Origin of the sequence: Roseomonas sp. CECT 9278, assembly GCF_918698155.1 — a bacterium.
Lineage (GTDB): Bacteria > Pseudomonadota > Alphaproteobacteria > Acetobacterales > Acetobacteraceae > Neoroseomonas.
Window position 1 is genome coordinate 192987 of the sequence record NZ_CAKKLX010000003.1, and the last position, 18304, is coordinate 211290.

11 protein-coding genes are annotated in these 18304 nt (G+C 66.6%); 5 read left to right on the plus strand and 6 right to left on the minus strand.

The features are described from left to right. Positions 1-28: 28 nt before the first annotated feature. From LQ222_RS03485 to LQ222_RS03500, 4 genes are all read left to right on the plus strand, one after another. On the plus strand, positions 29-1123 hold the full coding sequence (locus LQ222_RS03485; RefSeq protein WP_230164507.1) for an ABC transporter ATP-binding protein: 1095 nt from the start codon (positions 29-31) through the stop codon (positions 1121-1123). Between the two features lie 243 nt (positions 1124-1366). After that, the gene (locus tag LQ222_RS03490; protein ID WP_230164509.1) at positions 1367-2410 is read left to right on the plus strand and encodes an ABC transporter substrate-binding protein; all 1044 of its coding nucleotides are present in this window, start codon (positions 1367-1369) and stop codon (positions 2408-2410) included. Between the two features lie 19 nt (positions 2411-2429). Next, positions 2430-3623 carry an ABC transporter permease gene (locus tag LQ222_RS03495; protein WP_230164511.1) on the plus strand — a complete coding sequence of 398 codons (1194 nt, stop codon included), beginning with the start codon at positions 2430-2432 and terminating at the stop codon, positions 3621-3623. Then, a complete protein-coding gene (locus LQ222_RS03500; RefSeq protein WP_230164513.1) occupies positions 3623-4396 on the plus strand; it encodes an ABC transporter permease in 774 nt (257 codons plus the stop codon). Before LQ222_RS03495 ends, LQ222_RS03500 begins: the two co-directional genes overlap by 1 nt. A gap of 25 nt (positions 4397-4421) precedes the next feature. Here the strand turns inward: LQ222_RS03500 and hflX are convergent, their stop codons facing one another. Then, complete coding sequence (hflX, locus tag LQ222_RS03505; protein ID WP_230164515.1) at positions 4422-5774, minus strand: GTPase HflX; 1353 nt, start codon at positions 5772-5774, stop codon at positions 4422-4424. Positions 5775-6097: 323 nt separating this feature from the next. On the opposite strand from hflX, the gene rpsA reads away from it, so the two are divergent. Continuing rightward, on the plus strand, positions 6098-7810 hold the full coding sequence (gene rpsA, locus LQ222_RS03510) for a 30S ribosomal protein S1 (protein ID WP_230164516.1): 1713 nt from the start codon (positions 6098-6100) through the stop codon (positions 7808-7810). 413 nt (positions 7811-8223) lie between these two features. Here rpsA and LQ222_RS03515 read toward each other — a convergent pair whose 3' ends face one another. The 5 genes from LQ222_RS03515 to LQ222_RS03535 form a co-directional block, all read right to left on the minus strand. Further along, positions 8224-9462: a methyltransferase gene (locus LQ222_RS03515; protein WP_230164517.1), complete on the minus strand. Its 1239-nt coding sequence runs from the start codon at positions 9460-9462 to the stop codon at positions 8224-8226. Further along, a complete protein-coding gene (locus tag LQ222_RS03520) occupies positions 9463-10431 on the minus strand; it encodes a hypothetical protein (RefSeq protein WP_230164518.1) in 969 nt (322 codons plus the stop codon). It lies immediately after the preceding gene. Next, on the minus strand, positions 10415-12292 hold the full coding sequence (locus tag LQ222_RS03525; RefSeq protein ID WP_230164519.1) for a hypothetical protein: 1878 nt from the start codon (positions 12290-12292) through the stop codon (positions 10415-10417). The genes LQ222_RS03520 and LQ222_RS03525 overlap by 17 nt, the downstream gene beginning before the upstream one ends. Then, positions 12289-13212, minus strand: a complete 924-nt coding sequence (locus tag LQ222_RS03530; protein ID WP_230164520.1) for a hypothetical protein — start codon at positions 13210-13212, stop codon at positions 12289-12291. Before LQ222_RS03530 ends, LQ222_RS03525 begins: the two co-directional genes overlap by 4 nt. A gap of 297 nt (positions 13213-13509) precedes the next feature. After that, positions 13510-17751, minus strand: coding sequence for a calcium-binding protein (locus LQ222_RS03535; protein WP_230164521.1), 4242 nt, complete (start codon positions 17749-17751; stop codon positions 13510-13512). Positions 17752-18304: the final 553 nt, after the last annotated feature.

Here is an 18304-nt window from a genome sequence, read left to right on the forward strand (position 1 = left end):
CGGGCCTGGCGGCCCGGAGGTATGCCCCATGAGCGAAACCCTGGTGCGCTTCGAAGGCGTGCGGAAGACCTACGGCGCCGGCGGGCCGGCGGCGGTGCAGTCGCTCGACCTCGATATCGCGCGCGGGGAATTGCTGACGCTGCTGGGCCCGTCGGGGTCGGGCAAGACCACCACGCTGATGCTGCTGGCCGGGTTCGAGCTGCCCAGCGCGGGGCGCATCATGCTCGATGGGCGCGACATCGCGCGGCTGCCGCCGCACCGGCGCGGCATCGGCGTGGTGTTCCAATCCTATGCGCTGTTCCCGCACATGAGCGTGGCGGAGAACGTGGCCTTCCCGCTGGCGGTGCGCGGGGTGTCGAAGCACGACCAGGCCAGGCGCGTGGCGAAGGCGCTGGACACCGTGCGCCTGCAGGGCCTGGGGGATCGCCGGCCGGCGCAGCTCTCGGGCGGGCAGCAGCAGCGCGTCGCGCTGGCGCGTGCGCTGGTGTTCGAACCGCCGATCGTGCTGCTGGACGAACCGCTGGGCGCGCTGGACAAGGCGCTGCGCGAGGAGATGCAGCTCGAGATCCGCCACATCCACCAGCGCCTGGGTGTCACCATGCTGTACGTCACGCACGACCAGGCCGAGGCACTGACCCTGTCCGACCGCATCGCGGTGTTCGAGGGCGGGCGGGTGCGCCAGCTGGCCGACCCGCGCCGCCTGTACGACCGCCCGGCGGATGCCTTCGTGGCCGGCTTCGTGGGCGAGAACAACCTGCTGCCCGGCGTGGTCGAATCGCGCGAGGAGCTGGATCTGCGCGTGCGGCTCGATTGCGGCCCGGTGGTGGATGCGCAGGCGGTCGATTGCGGCGGCGCGGGGGAACGCTGCCTGGTCGCGATCCGCCCGGAGCGCGTGGCGGTGGCGGGCGTGACCGCGGCCGAGCTCGGCGAGGGCGCGCTGCCGGCGGTGCTGACCGAGGCGATCTTCCAGGGCGACCATGTGCGGCTGCGCCTGGCGCTGGGCGATGGCGGGGCGATCCTGGCGAAGCGCCCGGCGGGGATGAGTGCGCTGCCCGAACCGGGCGGGCCGGCGGCGGTCGCCTGGCCGGAGGGCGCGGCCTTCGCGTTTCGCCCGCCGGCCTGAGCGGCCGTGCGAGGCCGCACCGCGGGGCGCATTGCCGGTTCCGACGCCGGCGCGTGCCCCCCGCCCGGCCATGGCGCGCGGGCGGCGGGCGGCGGGCGTCGCCATCGTGGATGGCGGCGCAGGGTGCGGGCGGCTGCCGGATGTGAAAAAGCGCAACGCGCGCCCTGAAAAGGGGCTCCGGCCGATGCGGGCCGGCGCGATATGGCGCTAGGCTTGCGCCCGCGCGACAGGGAGACGCCGACGATGTTCCGCCGCACCATGCTCAAGGGCACGCTCGCCACCGCTGCGCTGCCCCTGGCTGCCCGGGCCCAGGGCCGCGACCTGACGGTCGTCTCCTGGGGCGGCGCCTACCAGGATGCGCAGCGCGAGGTGTTCTTCCGCCCCTTCCAGCAGGCCACCCGCATCCGCATGCTGGAGGAAACCTGGGATGGCGGCATTGGCGTGCTGCGCTCGCGCATCGCCTCGGGCGCCAATACCTGGGACGTGGTGCAGGTGGAATCCGAGGAACTGCTGATCGGCGCCGAGGAAGGCCTGTTCGAACCGATCGACTGGGCCGCGATCGGCGGGCGCGACGCCTATATCCCGGAAGCCTTCAACGAGCACGGCGTTGGCGCCATCCTGTATTCCTTCATCTTCGCCTATGACCGCGCGCGGCTCGCGCAGGGGCCGGAAAGCTGGGCGGACTTCTTCGACACCGCGAAATTCCCCGGCAAGCGCGGCATGCGCCGCGGGCCCAAGACCACGCTGGAGATGGCGCTGCTGGCCGATGGCGTGCCGCCGATGCGGGTCTATCCCATGCTGGCCACGCCGGCGGGGGTGGACCGCGCGTTCCGCAAGCTGGACAGCATCAAGGCCGAGCTCGCGTGGTGGGAGCGCGGCGCGCAGCCGGCGCAATGGCTGGCCGCCGGCGAGGTGGCGATGACCGTCGCCTACAATGGCCGCATCGCCGCGGCCAATGCGACGGATGGGCGCAACTTCGCGATCGTCTGGACCAACAACCTGTTCACGCTGGATTCCTGGGTGATCATGAAGGGCAGCCCGAACCGGGCGCGCGCGCTGGACTTCCTGAAATTCGTCGGCCAGCCGGAGATCCAGGCCGCGCTGCCGCCGCGCATCCCCTATGGCGTCACGGCCAAGGGCGCCAACGACCGGCTGGCGCCGGCGGTGCTGGCGCAATTGCCGACGGCGCCGGCCAATATCGAGAGCGCGCTGCAGATCAGCGACCGCTTCTGGATCGACAACCTCGACAGCCTGACGCAGCGGTTCAACACCTGGGTGGCGCGCTGAACCGGCCGCCGCGCGGCGCATGAGCCGCTCGCCGCGCCTGTCCGCCGCGCTGCTGACCGCGCCGCTGCTGGCCTTCCTGCTGCTGTCCTTCGTGGCGCCGATCGGCGCCTTCCTGTGGCGCGCGGTATCGGATGCCGAGGTGGCGGCGGTGCTGCCGCGCACCATCGTCGCGCTGGCCGGCTGGGATGGCGCGGCCGCGCCGCACGACGCCGCCTTCGCCGCCCTGGTCGCGGACCTGCGCGAGGCGCGGGCACGCGAAGCCACCGGCCCGGCCGGCGGCATCGCCCGCGCGGCGTCGCGCCTGAATGCGGACCGGCCCGGCTTGCGCGGCGTGCTGCCGATGACGGCGCGGCGCGTCGCGGCGCCCTTCGACGGGCCGGCGCGCGACGCGGTGATCGCCATCAGCGCGGCCTGGGCCGACCCCGAGACCTGGGGCGCGATCCGCCGCGCCGGCGGGCCGCTGTCGTCCTTCCATGTGCTGGCGGCGCTCGATCTTCGGCGGGATGCGTCAGGCAGCCTGCGGGCCTTGCCGGACGACCAGCGGGTGTTCGGCGCGGTACTGGTCCGCAGCCTGTGGATTGCGCTGCTGGTGACCGGGGTGTGCCTCGCGCTGGGCTGGCCGCTGGCCTGGCTGGCCGCCACCGCGCGCGGGTGGGCGGCGACGTTGCTTCTGGGGGCGGTGCTGCTGCCGTTCTGGATCTCGCTGGTGGTCCGCACGGCGGCGTGGATGGTGCTGTTGCAACGCGAAGGCGTGGTGAATGCGGCGCTGGGCGCCTTCGGCATCGGGCCGCTGCCGCTGATGATGAACCGCTTCGCCGTGGTGCTGGCGATGGTGCATATCCTGCTGCCGTTCATGGTGCTGCCGCTGGTGGCGGCGTTTCGCGGGCTGGACCCGCGCCTGCCGCGCGCGGCGGCGTCGCTGGGCGCTTCCCCGTGGCGGGTGTTCCGGCGTGTGACGCTGCCGCTGTGCCTGCCGGGGATCGCGGCGGGGTGCATCCTGGTCTTCATCCAGGCGCTGGGCTTCTACGTCACGCCGGCGCTGCTGGGTGGGCCGGGGGACCAGATGCTGGCCTGGTTCGTGGGATTCTACGCCACGCGCAGCGTGAACTGGGGGCTGGCGGCGGCGCTGTCGCTGCTGCTGCTGGTGGCGGTCGGGGTGTGCGTCGCGCTGTATGGGCGGCTGGCGGGGTTTCGCCGGCCGGGGGCGGCGTGATGGGGCGTGGCGTGCTGTGGGCGGCGGGGCTGCTGGTGGCGGCCTTCCTGCTGGCGCCGATCCTGGCGATCCTGCCCTTGTCCTTCTCGGCCGGGTCGTTCCTGTTCTATCCGCTGCCGGGGCTGTCGCTGCGCTGGTACCGGGATTTCTTCGGATCGGATTTCTGGCTGCCGGCCTTGTGGAATTCGCTGCTGATCGGCGGCGCGGCGGCGGGGCTGGCCACGCTGCTGGGCGTGCCGGCGGCCTTCGGGCTGTGGCGGCTGCGCGGGGCGGCGCGGGCGGTGGTGCTGGGGGTGGTGCTGGCGCCGATGGTGGTGCCGGTGATCGTGGTGGCGGTCGCACTTCTGCTCGCCTTCGGGCCGATCGGGCTGGTGGCGACCCATGCCGGGATGATCGTGGCGCATGCGGCGCTGGGCGTGCCCTTCGTGGTGGTGACGGTGCTGGCGTCACTGGAAGGCTTCGATGCGGTGCAGTTGCGCGCCGCGGCGGCCTGCGGCGCGGGGCCGGTGCGGGCCTTCTTCCGCGTGTGCCTGCCGCAGATTTTCCCCGGCGTGGCGGCGGGCGCGGTCTTCGCCTTCGCGACCTCGCTGGACGAGGTGGTGGTGGCCTTGTTCATCGCCGGCCCCGCGCAGCGCACCCTGCCGCGGCAGATGTTCGCCGGGCTGAACGACAGCATCAGCCTGACCACGGCGGCGGCGGCGGCGATGCTGGTGGCGTTCTCGGTGGTGTTGCTGCTGGTGGTGGGGTGGCTGCAGGGGCGCGCGCGGCGCTGACGGGCTGCGCCGCCGGCGCCGGGGCTCAGGGCGCGGCCAGGTTCCGCTGCAACCGCGCGATGGCGCCGGGCAGGCCACGGACCGTCAGCACGCGGCCGGTTTCGTCGTAGGTCTCGGACAGCACGCGCGCGCTGTCGTACACCTCGCCCAGCAGCCCCTGCTTCGCATAGGGCAGCACCAGCACGTCCTCGATCATCGCGGCCTCGAAGAAGGCGATGATGGTCTCGCGCAGCGCGGCCACATCGCCGGGCGCATGGGCGGAGAGCATGATCGCGTCGGGGTGCTTTTCCGCCAGCGCGGTGCGCCCGGCGGCGTCCACCCGGTCCATCTTGTTCAGCACCAGGCGCGCCGGCACCGCATCGGCGCCGATCTCGCGCAGCACGCTGCGGCTGACCTCCAGCTGCGCCTCGTAGGTCGGGTCCGACGCATCCACCACGAACAGCAGCAACGACGCTTCCAGCGCCTCCGCCAGGGTGGATCGGAAGGACGCCACCAGGTCGTGCGGCAATTGCTTGATGAAGCCGACCGTGTCCGAGACCAGCACGCGCGGGCGCGTCTCCGGCTGCAGGATGCGGACGGTGGTGTCGAGCGTGGCGAACAGCTTGTCCTCGACCAGCACCTCGCTGCCGGTCAGCGCCCGCATCAGCGATGACTTGCCCGCATTGGTATAGCCCACCAGCGCCACGCGCAGCTGGTCGCGCCGGCCGGTGCGGCGGTTGTCGCTGTCGCGCTGCACGGTTTCCAGCTGGTCCCGCAATTCCGAGATGCGGTCGCGGATCTTGCGGCGGTCGAGGTCGAGCGTGGTCTCGCCCGCGCCTGGCCCCTGCTGCCGCCCGCCGCCGCCGGAGGATTCGCGCAGCCGCGGCGCGACATATTTCAGCCGCGCCATTTCCACCTGCAGCTTCGCCTCGCGCGTATTGGCGTGGCGGTGGAAGATCTCGACGATGACGCCGGTGCGGTCGAGCACCTGCGCCCCGGTCGCGCGTTCGAGGTTGCGGATCTGGCTGGGCGAGAGCTCGTGGTCGACGATCACGTAGTCGGGCCGGGGCGCGGCGTCCGGGTCGGGCGGCGCGCCGGGGGTGGTGTCGGCGGCCGGGGCGAAGCGTTCGCGGGCCTTGGTGCGCGGGGGCGGCGCCATCGTCCCGACCACGCCGGTGCCGCCCGTGAGTGCCGCGAGCTCCGCCAGCTTGCCGCTGCCCAGCAGCGACCCCGCGCCGGTTCCCTCGCGCCGCTGCGACACGGAGCCGACCACCTCGTGGCCGAGGGTCTTCACCAGGCGGCCCAGCTCCTCGAGGCTGGCCGCGTGCGCGATGTCATCGACCTCCGGCGTCTGGATGCCGACGAGGATGGCGCGCGAAACGGGGGGCTTGGTCTCCATGCGCGTGCAGTAGCATGGAAGCATCGATGGCGCCGAAGCCCGGGGCGGCGCCTGACCCGGCGGACGGGCCGGCGCCCGGGCGGCGCGCGGGGTGGCAGCCTTCGCTGCGTTGGTTCTTGACTCTTTTCCTGTCGGCGCCTAAGCGCGCCTGTCCCTCGTTGGGGACCGGTTCCGGGCACCCCGTGGTGTGCCCCGTCATCCGGGCCCGTTGCGGCTGCCTTCCGAGGCGCGCCGGGCCAAGCCGTTCCCGCCGAAGCGCGGGCGCGCAAGCCGCATCCCCCGCCGCATCGCTGGCGGGTCGATACCGGAAAGCACAGCACTGCATGGCAAGCATCACCGCCGACCGCGTGGGTAGCGAGGATTTCGCCGCCCTTCTCGACGAAACGCTTGGCGCCGACACCGGGTTTGCCGGATCGGTCGTCACCGGCAAGGTCATCCGCGTGGATGACGACGTTGCCGTCGTCGATGTCGGCCTCAAGAGCGAGGGGCGCGTTCCCCTCAAGGAATTCGCCGCCCCCGGCCAGAAGGCCGAGGTGAAGCCCGGCGACCTGATCGAGCTGTTCGTCGAGCGCTATGAAGACCGCGACGGCTCCATCGTCCTGTCGCGCGAGAAGGCGCGGCGCGAGGAAGCCTGGACCAACCTGGAGAAGTCCTTCACCGCGCAGGTGCGCGTGAACGGCGTGATCTTCGGGCGCGTGAAGGGCGGCTTCACCGTGGACCTCGGCGGCGCGGTGGCGTTCCTGCCCGGGTCGCAGGTGGACATCCGCCCGGTGCGCGATGTCGGCCCGCTGATGGGCAGCCCGCAGCCCTTCCAGATCCTGAAGATGGACCGCGCGCGCGGGAACATCGTGGTGTCGCGCCGTGCGGTGCTGGAGGAGACGCGCGCCGAACAGCGCAGCGAGCTGATCCAGGGCCTCAAGGAAGGCATGATCCTGGACGGCGTGGTGAAGAACATCACCGACTACGGCGCCTTCGTGGACCTGGGTGGCGTCGACGGCCTGCTGCATGTCACCGACATCGCCTGGCGCCGCATCAACCACCCGAGCGAGGCGCTGACCATCGGCCAGCCGGTGAAGGTGCAGGTCATCCGCTTCAACTCCGAGACGCAGCGCATCAGCCTCGGCATGAAGCAGCTGATGTCCGACCCGTGGGATGGCGTGGCGCTGAAGTACCCGGTCAACGCCAAGTTCGCCGGCCGCGTCACCAACATCACCGACTACGGCGCCTTCGTGGAGCTGGAGCCGGGCGTCGAGGGCCTCGTGCACGTCAGCGAGATGTCCTGGACCAAGAAGAACGTCCATCCGGGCAAGATCGTCGCGACCTCCGAGCAGGTGGACGTGATGATCCTCGACGTCGATGAGCCGAAGCGCCGCATCTCGCTGGGCCTGAAGCAGGCGCAGGGCAACCCCTGGGAGCTGTTCCTGGAGGCCCACCCGCCTGGTTCGATCATCGAGGGCGAGATCCGCAACATCACCGAATTCGGCCTGTTCATCGGCGTGGGCCCGGATGTGGACGGCATGGTCCACATGTCCGACCTGTCCTGGGACGAGGCCGGCGAAGCCGCGATGCAGGCCTACACCAAGGGCACGGTCGTCAAGGCGAAGGTGCTGGATGTCGATGTCGAGAAGGAGCGTATCTCGCTCGGCATCAAGCAGCTCGAGGCCGACCCGGCCGCCGAGGTGCTCGACCGCGTCCGCAAGGGCGACATCGTCACCTGCGTGGTGACCAAGGTCGAGACCAACGGCATCGAGGTGAAGGTCGACGAAGTGCTGACCGGCTTCATCCGCCGCGCCGAACTGGCCCGCGACCGCGCCGACCAGCGGCCGGACAAGTTCGCGATCGGCGAGAAGGTGGATGCACGCGTGACCGCGGTGGACCGCGCCGCGCGCCGCCTGGCCCTGACCATCAAGGGCAAGGAGATCGAGGAAGAGAAGGAGGCGATGAAGGAATACGGTTCTGCCGATTCCGGCGCCTCCCTCGGCGACATCCTGGGCGCGGCGATCCGCCGCCGCCGCGAGATGGCCGGCGAGGAATAAGACCCGCCACGCCGCAAGGCGTGACGGAGCGAACCCCCGGGGCAGCGATGCTCCGGGGGTTTTTTCGTCCCGGCGGTCCAGGTGGCACTGCCACCTGGCGGGGTGGTCCGGAGGGCTCATACCCACTTATACCGAACCCGCCTTAGGCCATAAAATGCGTCGATCGGCGGCCACATCTTCGTTGGCGCATTCTCAAATCGGGAACACGCATCGGCTTATGCCGAAGTTCCATGCTCGCCCGGGCTTTTCTCTCACAGCCTATCCCTGCGGGTCCGAGCAACTCACTGAGGCGCAGGTTTGGACGGGGTTTTCGGGCGGACCTTGATGGTTCGAGGGTAGAACCCCAACGAATTTGGGCAGGAGAGAGAAGAGACTCTACGCACCTGGAGGGTACGAACATTTTTCCGCCAGGCCTAAACCGTTGAGTTAGGGTCTAATTGTTCGGCCCTCGCCGCCGAACCCCAGTAGTCAGATTGCCCCACCAGTCGGTTGGGCGCGGCATGCCCGCCGCCCGCCGCCACCTGGTCCTCCTTTCCGTGCCCGCTCATGGCACGCCCCTTGTCACGGCCACGACGTGCCAAACTCGCGAAACCCAACGTTTGGAGAACGCCCGATAGGCGATCCAGCGTCACGTAGGGCGCGCAGGTTCCCGTGTACGCTGCCTCGACCACGAGCCAATGATGCCGGAGCATTCCGTAAAGTCGTTTGGTGGAAGCCTCGTCAACGCCCTTCAGCGCTATGACGCAGGCCGAAATCGCCACCGTCTGTCCCGCTCCAAGAAGACACACCTTTCCCAGAGACGGCCGACCAACTCGCGGCATGAGAACGGCCGGGCCTGAGATCGTTGACCGCTCGGTGGTCACGGAGACCGTCCCACGAAGAACAAGACCACCCTTTAGCTCCGTCGTGTGCACGAGTCTGCGCGCGCCCCGCGCGCCCGAGCGGCCGATCTCGTGCATCTGCAAAGAGCCGCGCACGATAGTCACATGGTCCCGCTGGCGCACGGGGCGGCGGAACTCCGCCGTCGTTGCGCCGGGTAGTTCATTGGCCGGATCGGGATTTGCGCGTTGGGAAACGCGCACATAGGACACTTGCACCTCGCAACCCGCGAAGCTTCCCCGGTTAACTCTTCCCAACTCTTCCAAGGTGAACTGGGTGGATAGGGTTCGCCGCGCGGGCGCGTCCTTCTCGCTGGTCAAGCAGGATGATGGCAGCAAGGCGAGGAGCTGCCCATCTGACCGCAGGTACGGAAGCGCGCCCAGAACAAACGCCATGGCCTTGCTACAGCGGACCTCGCCCCCGTTGAAATGCATAACGTGACGCTCGCTGCCCCGGCACGAGAACGGCGGGTTCAGGACAATCAAGGGGATCTCGGCGACCCCGTGGGCAATCGCCGGCGAGGCTCTGCGCGACCTTGCGTTCAGAAAGTCGCACCGACCAACTTTGGCGAGCGGAAGGGCTTTGCGAAGTCTGTGAACCGCGCCACGGTCGACATCGGACGCGACCAGCGCGCAGTCCGGCCACCTTTCGCTCACAGCATTGAGGAGAGCGCCATCCCCGGCAGCGAAATCCGCCGCTGCGGACGGAGCACGGTCGTGGGCGAACGCTAGCAACGCACGCGCGACGTCCGCGGGGGTGTAGTGTCGGTCCATTCAGAACGCCGCTCGTGCTGACGCCGCCGGATTGGCGAGCAAGAACTCAGACAGCGAGTAGACAAAACATGTCTCCTTGCCCGCCGTTCGCTTGGGCTTCCGCTTCGGGTGGTCGTATACCAGCTCGATGTTTCGCGGAGCCACGCACGCCATGAGCACGGCACCCAACGCGTGCGGCTTCGTGCCGATCGGCGCGACCCTGAGGTGGTCGCCCGGTCGATCGGTCATAATGTCTTGCAAGACGAAAAAGGCGCTGAACGGGCAGTTCGCGCGCGCGTACTTCGCCCGCTGCCACGCCTTTGTTTCGCTCAGGATCCGCGCATTGCCCACGAAGCTGTGGAAGGGGTACTCGATGCGGAACCCCGGCACCCCCAGAACCGGGATGATCCGGTCGGGCGGTGGATCCATTTGCTCCGCGACAAAGGCGAACCGCGCCCCCTCAAAGCCCAGGAATGGCACGAACCACGTGCTCTCTCGACGAGCCTCAGCCAAAGAGGCGAAGAGCGGGATGGGGGAAATGCCACGTATCCGCTCACTGAGGTCGAAGATCTCGCCCCTCGTGCCGTGATCCGCGCTGTACTGGTAGCTGTGGGGCTCGACGTACACCGCGCGGACGCTGAAGGACGACGCGAGGGCAAGCCGGGTTAGAGGTGCCCAAACGTGGTGGCTGAGGCCCGTCAGGTCGATGTAGGTCACCCCCGAGCCGGTGCGCGCGAGGAGTTTCTCGACGTGGTCGCGTCGGCGCAACGAAAGCCGTTCGCCACCCTCGATGTCCGCCGCGATCTCGGTCCAGCCCAGTTCTTTCAGCTCGACAAAGTCCACCCCCGACGCGGCGGCCTTGAGACCCTCGACGTGCTCGCTCCGCTCTTCGAGCCGGCCGAAGAAGTAGGTCGCGCCGGGCGGTGGTCTGAAATCGCCCGGCTGCTCGAAGCGCTGCGTGAAGAGCGGTCTGCTAAGTAGCTTGCTCATAGTAACCGTCGAAGAGGCGTAGCTGCTCCGGAAGGTCGTCGACCTCGCGCCGGTTCTGTTCGTTCAGGATCTCGCGGATGGTCCGCGTCGGGTCCTTCACCAAGCCAACAAGTCGGTTGGGGTGGAGGCGCATCTTCCGCTTCCTCCGATGGCTGAAGGTGAAGAAGGCGGCGAACACCGGATGAAGAGCGTAGTCGTAATCCTCCAGCTCCGTTGGGCTGGACAGTTTGTTCGCGGTGCTTCGCACCAGCGCAAGATGCATCACGCCGAACGTCAGCAGATCGGAGACGTCCAGCGGCAGCTCGCTCGCATCCGAGAGGTGGAACTGGTTAACCTCGGGTGTGTGGGGTCCTGGACGCAGCGCAAGCACTTGAAACACGCGCCCTAGGCCGAGCACGAGCTTGGTGAGATTGGCCCCCTGGATGGACAGCCCCTGTATCTCCGCAACGCGGTTCTTCGCCACCGCTTGCGCCGCTTCAGTTTGCGTGTTCCACCCGACCGCTTCGCGAGTCGTGCCTCCTTGGCGCTCGTGCTGCAACAACGCTTGGTGCACCAGCTCCAAGAGATACCGTATGTTTGCGCCCGATAGGAGGACGAACGTGTCCCATCCCGCATAGTGCTTGCGAAGGCCCGCCTTCCCCTCGCGGATGGAGAAAAGGATCGCGTGGCGGTAGTTCGCGAAACGCGTTTGCCAAGCGCCTGGCATGTTCGCTCGCTCGGCGAGGACTTGCTCTGGCGTCACACCTTGGGCCTTCGCCCAGAACAAAACAAAATACGCCTCAAGGGGCGGCAACTCCAGCAGCGCCCGACCCTGCCCGGGCGAAAATCCGGGCTTCGAGACCTCCAGCGCGACCTTTTCGCGGACCCCCAGGTCGTCTGCCTCCTCGTCGTCGGAGGGGCCGAGAAGCAGCTCCTCCACCTTGAGGCTCGCGTCGCTCGACGTGTCGATCCGCGCGAGGCGTTGGTTGACGATGTCGGCGGCGAACTTGGTAAAGGTCGCTGTATCGAGCTTCTCGGCGATCGCGATGAGGTGGTAGTCGGCAGGGCTGGTTAGTTGCTCGTTCGGATTGAGGGTCATTCGCCTGCGCCATCCAAGCTCCCTCACGCCCACCTTGAAGGTGTGGTGTCCGCCGGAATGCTTGATGAGCGTATTCATTACCTCCTGCTGATAGTCCAGGAAGTTCTCGTACTCGTCGATGAGGAAGAAGAACCGCTTACCCGTGAACTGCGGCAGGCGCGCGACAGCGCTCATCAGCTCGTCGATAGGGGCGCCCTGCAACGAGAGCGGGATCCGGTCGCTCTCGCCCAGATCGTTCAGGAAGGCCTCAAACCGCACGCGCGCGGTGTTGATGCAAAGCAGCAGGCCCTGAACGGTGTCAGCACTCGCCAGGTGCAGGCTGGCGGAGACAGTTTGGCACGCGCGAGGTTCCAGCACGGGATCACCCGGGTGCTCGCGCGCGTACCAGTCCAGGAACCGAATCACCTGCCCGCACAGCAACAGGTTCACGTAATGGCCGAACACGCGCGTCCACGTCCTGGGCGGCAAATCAGGGCCGTCGAAGGCCGTCACGCGGTTCGTGTCCACGCGGTAGTAGAAGCCGTAGTACGGCCATGTGCTCGGGTCGGCGTCGCAACCGCGAGGGAGGGCTGCGCGCCCCTCGTACGAGAGGGACCGGAGTACCGTCGTCTTCCCCGTGCCGCGCCCGCCGATCAAGACGCAGGGCCGCGCCGTTTCCAGCTCGGGGAAGTAGTCCGGCCGCGTGAAGAGCTGGAAGATTAGCTCTTGCGACCACTCGGCCTTGTAGCTGCCGAAGAGCTCTCCGAGCTGCTCGATCCGGCTTCGGGTTTCGGTGGAGCTCATCGGCGGCGCACCAGCGGGTGCCAACCGTTGCCTTCCCAGTAAAACAATGGAAGCGTTGCGTCCGGCACCGAGTGGCTAAAGGCCAAAGTGAGGCCCAAACGGTTGAAACCGCGGTAGTCGTCGACCTGGCCCCCCAGGTCCGGGATCCCGGCCGCCCGGCTTGTGCGCTCGATGAATGCGGCGCCTTCCGCGCGCATGTCGTCGGGCCAGATGACGGACGCAGGGTGCAAGGCGCTGTACTCGGGCGGAAGCAGATGGCCCGGGCTGAGATGCACCGCCGGGCATTTCGTGCGGATGTTGCGCGCGCCGAAGGCCGTGCAGATCGCGGGGCAGTAGAAGAACTCGGTGCTCGGGCTGGCATGCGCGAGAGCTTTGAAGGAGGTCGTCGTCGCGCCGATGGAGTAGGACCGCTTCCAGGTATCGACGAACTGGTTGCCCGATCCGACGAAGTCGTCGACGAAGAGGACAGGTCGGCTCGGCGTCGCCGTCGCTTCGGCCAGCGCACCGTCGGGCGGGAACAGCTGCTCCTCCCTCAATCCGACGACGGTGCGCATCATGCGGACGAAGATTGCACCGCTGTCCGATGGGTTTGGCTGTTCCCCGGTCACGTGCGTGATGATCAGACTGTCGCAGAAACTCCTCCACAGGCGGGCTGCCGTCGGGAAGTCAGCTGCCGATTGTGCGCAACGGCTGCTGAGTGAATGGAAGCCGGCGCTGAAGACCTCCGCCGTCATAGCTCCCGATAGATAGGTAAAGCCGTTGAGGAGATGGTGCGCGTACACCGCATCCGCATCATTGCGGAAATTTCCGAGCCAGCGGCGTGGGTCCACGCGCGCTTCAGGCGGCCACAAATGAAAATCAACGAGCGAGTTTAGCTTCCCCAGCAGAAAGGGGCGGTCGAGGTGCGAGTAGCCTGCCACGCGAGAAGAGCCCCCCCGAAACGGCGACAAACATACCTGGATGCGGTGCCAATGGTAAGTTGCCTTGTTGGGCCGTCGCGTGTTCCATTCCAAGTAGCGTTCAGGTCGTGCGGAAGGCGCGCAGCGGTTTAATCGCCTCCAGCGCACGCCGATGCGCGCCCTACCCGCAATGCAGTTCCCGCTGCCCTACTCGCCGCTGAGACACCTGTCGAGAGGTTGTTCATGAAGTACGAAAAGGACATAGACGAGTATTAAGCCCAGCAGTAGCTCCTGTCACCTTTGTATATTCTTGTGTTGCTACAAGACGAAGTCGCCGGCGGTGAGCGTCTTGCTCCCGATCAGCACGATCTCGAAATCAGCAACCTGATTGCCATCGAGGTCGGCCTGAACCCAGGTGTTGCCGTCGACGCGGTTCTCGAAGCGCAGCTGCCCCCGGGTACCCGAAGCGAACGCCGCCGTCCCGATGAAGCTGAACGCCTGGTCGCCGCCGACCGTCGTGTTCGCATCGATGGCCGAGAGATTGATCAGGTCGCCATCGGCCTGCGTGAAGTCGAGCACGCGGTCCGCGTTGGCAGCGAGCCCTGGTTCGGAGGCCACCTCGTAGCGGAAAGTGTCCGCGCCGGCCCCACCGGTGAGGGTATCGGCACCGGCACCACCAACCAGCACATCAGCTCCATCGCCGCCGCGCAGGTCGTCGTTTCCGGCGACGCCGCGCAGGGTATCCGCACCGGCGCCCCCGTAGATGGTCTCAGCGCTTGAATGGCCAGTGCCGGCGAAGTTCCCGGATCCGACGTAGACCAACCGCTCGACATTGGCGCCGAGTGTAAGGCTCGACGCAGCCGCTCGAACCTCATCGGAGCCCTGCGCGGCAATTTCCACGACAACGTCGGTCGAGGAGTCGACGAAGTACAGATCATCACCGGTCCCGCCGACCAGCCGGTCATTGCCCAGGCCGCCATCAAGTGTGTCGTTGCCATCGCGGCCCTCGATGGTGTCGTTCCCACCGAGCCCGTCGAAGGCGTCTGCGACGTGGTCGCCGATCACCCGGTCGTTGCCGGCCGTGATGGTCGTCACGCTGGCGAGGACCGAAGCGTAGTCCCACAGCGTCGTGTCGTCGAAGCGGATCTGCTCGATCTGACTGCTGTAGTTGCCGTAGAAGTCGCGCGTGAAGTACGCCTGCACGGTCACCTGGCCGCCGCCGGCAACGGCCATGACCAGGTCGTCTAAGTTTGTCCCGGCACGCGAGACAGTGATCGCGCCAGGCACGATGCCGGCGGCGAAGGAGATGGTATCGACGCCGCCAGCAGTCTCGACAATGCGGTCCTGACCGTCGCCAAGATTGAAGGTATAGAGGTCGTCGCTATCGCCGCCATTGAGGGTATCGTTGCCAAGGCTGCCGACGATGGTGTCGTTGCCGCCGCCGACATGGAGGTCGTATCCGCCGAAGATGGAGTCGGCGCCATCGCCACCCTCCAGCAGGTCGTTGCCGGCACCGCCATCGAGCGTGTCCAGGCCGGTCCCACCGTTGGCAACATCGTTCCCGACGCCGGCCAGCAGGCGATCATTGCCGGCGCCGCCATCGAGCGTGTCGTTGCCGGCGCGGCCATCGATCGTGTCGTTGCCGTCCAAGCCGCTGATCGTATTGTGGTTCTGATCGCTGATCAGGATATCGGCGCCTGCGGTGCCGGTCGTGAGCCTAGTGAGGATGCTCGCATAGTCCCAGCTTGTGCCACTGGCGAAGTTGATGGCCTCGATACGGGAGGCGTAGGTGTCCCAGAGTCCAGCGGTGAAGTAGGCCTTGACGGTGACTTGGTCGCCTCCTGCGATGGAGATGACCAGGTCGTCCGCGTTACTGCCGGCTCGGGAGAGAGTGATGTCCCCGGGGGCGATGTCGGGCGCGAACGAGATGGTGTCGATACCGTTGGTCGTGCTGTTGTCCGGCTCGCTGATGATGTCCTGGCCGTCGCCGCGAGAGAAGAAATAAACGTCGTCACCCTTGCCAGCATTGAGGGTATCGCTACCGGCGCCGCCTTCAAGCGTGTCGTTGCCGGCGGTGTTGTAGTAGCTGGTACCCCCAAAAAGGCTGTCATTCCCCGCGCCGCCCCGGAGGTGATCATCCCCCTCCTCGCCGTCTAGCTTGTCAGCGCTATCGCCACCGTCGAGCGTGTCTGCGCCGTCGCGGCCATACAGCCAGTCGTTTCCGGCAGCGCCGCCGAACGCATTGGCGGCTTCGTCGCCATAGAGGGTGTCGTTGCCGGCAGCGCCAGTGGTGAGGATGCCGAAAAGCTCATCGTAGTCCCACACGGTACCGTCGGCGAACCGGACGTCCTCGATACGATTGGAGTAGTTGCTGGAGTAGTCCAGCCAGAAGTAGTTTACGATGGTAACCTGTCCGCCGCCCGCGACGTTGATCACCAGGTCGTTCGCGGCGGCTCCGGCGCGTGAAAGGATGACATCGCGGGGAAGGATGTCCGCCGCGAAGGCGACGGCATCATCGCCGGACGTATCGAGGATGCGGTCCTGTCCATCACCAAGGGAGAAGAAGTATACGTCGGCACCGTTGCCCGCATTGAGCGTATCGTTGCCGATGCCGCCCTCGAGCGTGTCGTTGCCGGCGGTGCTGGTGTAGCTAGCGCCCCCAAAAAGGCTGTCATTGCCCGCGCCGCCCTGTAGCAGGTCGTCGCCCTCGCCGCCTTCGAGCGTGTCCAGTCCGTCGCCGCCCCCAAGGGTGTCGGCGCCATCGCGACCATACAACCAGTCGTTGCCTGCGGCACCGCCGAAAGCATTCGACGCTTCGTCGCCATGCAGCGTGTCGTTGCCCACCGTGCCAGAGGTGACGATGCCGAAAACGGCGTCGTAGTCCCAACTGGTCCCGTCGGCGAAGCGGATTTGCTCAATGCGATTGGAGTAGTTGCTGGAGTAGTCCAGCCAGAAGTAGTTTACGATGGTGACCTGTCCGCCGCCCGCGACGGAGATCACCAGGTCGTTCGCGGCGGCTCCGGCGCGTGAAAGGGTGACATCGCCGGGAAGGATGTCCGCGGCGAGCGTCAGGGCGTCGTTGCCGGCCGCATCGACGACGCGGTCTTGGCCATCCCCTCGAGCGAAGAGGTAGACGTCGTCGCCCTGGCCGCCGTTGAGGGTGTCGTTCCCGGCGCCGCCGATGACCATGTCCGCGGCCGTCGTGCCGTTCCGCGTCTCGGCGCTGCTGGTTCCGCGAACTTCGAACTTTCCCACATCCGCCGAGGCCAAGGCAAAGCCGAGGCCGGCCGCCGTTGCGGCAAGAAACCAGGTCTCGTAGTCCGCGGTGGGCGTTTCCTGGGTCGGTGCGGCGTCGTTGAAGATCGGGGAGACATGCTTCCACCAGGCCAGCTTTGCGTCGAAGCCGCCGGACACGGCCGCCGCGGCAGTGCCGGCGAGCTCCAGCGCTGCTTCGAGGTCGGCGATGACGACGCTATCGCTCAGGTAGTCGTAGGCGCCGATACCGACCACGTCGCTGAGTTGCGCCTGCACGAACAGATGCGCCGCCACGGCGCGCTGGACAGCCGCGAAGGCGGCCTCGAGATCGGCGGTGGCGTTGACGCCCGGGTTGGTGCCCCAGCCGTTCTGCAGGAACGGCTGGTCGAGGAAGCGCTCGAGAAAGGTTAGCTGGCGGGCATCGATGTAGGGGCCGCGGGCGGTGGGCGAGATGCCGTCGACCTCAGCCCAGCGGTACATGATGTCGCGGATCTGGGCGTCGGTGACGTCGGCGATGGGGGTTTCGACGAAGTCCTGCACCAGGTCGAGCAGGGTGGCGTCGCGGCTCATCTGGGCGGTGAGGCCGGAGATGATGCCGTAGCCGCGGAGTGTGGGGAGGACGAGCGCCTCAGGAACGATCTCGACCGGGCGGGCGTCGAAGGAGAAGGCCTGGTTCACGCTGAACCAGACATCGGCGATGGTGCCGGTGCCGCCGGCGGTCCAGGTGAAGGTGGAGGTGTCGGTGACGGAGTTGCCGGCGATGGTCTGCGGCGTGGTCAGGTGGACCGAGGCGAGGCTAATGGAGGCGATGCCGGCCGCGGTGAGGGATTGCAGCTCGCCGGCCTCTGAGACGCCGTTGCCGTTGAGGTCGCGCCAGACCTTGAGGTCGGCGAAGGCGGCGTCGGAGGCGTCGATGACGTTGTCGGCGTTGCTGTCGAGCAGGCGGAGCGAGGCGAAGCCGTCGGAGGGGGAGCCGCCGAAGAGTTCGTTGCGGGTTTCGATGTAGCCGTTGTCGTCGAGGTCGATCGCGAGGAGGGCGTCGTCGGCGCCGACCCAGCCGACACGCTCGACGAAGCCGTCATTGTCGAGGTCGAAGAAGGCGGTGGAGTCCGCGACGGAGATCAGGTCTAGGCCGTCGCCGTCGAGGTCGAGCGTGAGCGGGGATATTTTCTCTTCGCCATCTTTGACATGATCTTTCGCCTTCTGCGCAGCGGCGCCTTCCTTATATCCGGGAACTCCGAATTCTTGACCGTTCGTCGGATCAACGAGCTTCCCACCCGGTAAACTTTGCCTTAGTAAATCCATTAGAATTCCAAATGGATGCATCCAACTTGGACTGTAATGCGGGCCATTTTGTTCTGGATGAGAGTGTCCTGCGATATGCATTAGTTCATGATTTATGCCAGAGACCATTTGAGGAAAATCAGTATTCGGTCTCATAAATAGAGTTCCAGTAGGCTCATGAGCGTAGTGCGCGTCATTAATTATTGGTTGTTCAGGCATTACAATTCTATTATATTCATCGACATCTGTTGTGATTGTAATTTCTCTATTATTTATTGGAAGAATATGGTTTTCAACAATTGAGTGTTGTCTTAAGGACATTGAATAATCAAGTGCTTGAACTATTCTGTCACGATCAATAGGTGTAACGACGCCAGCAAATCGAAACGTTGTTGTTCCGTTCGCTCCATTGTAGCTGTAGCTACCATCAGAATTTTGTGTTAAGGAGGTTAGCTGCACCGGCATGATTGCTTCCTTTATCTCGGATTATGTTCTATTTTTTACCTTAGCGTTAATCGAATAAACTCACTTGCATAATCTAAGTAATTTATGATGTCATCGATCGATGAAATCT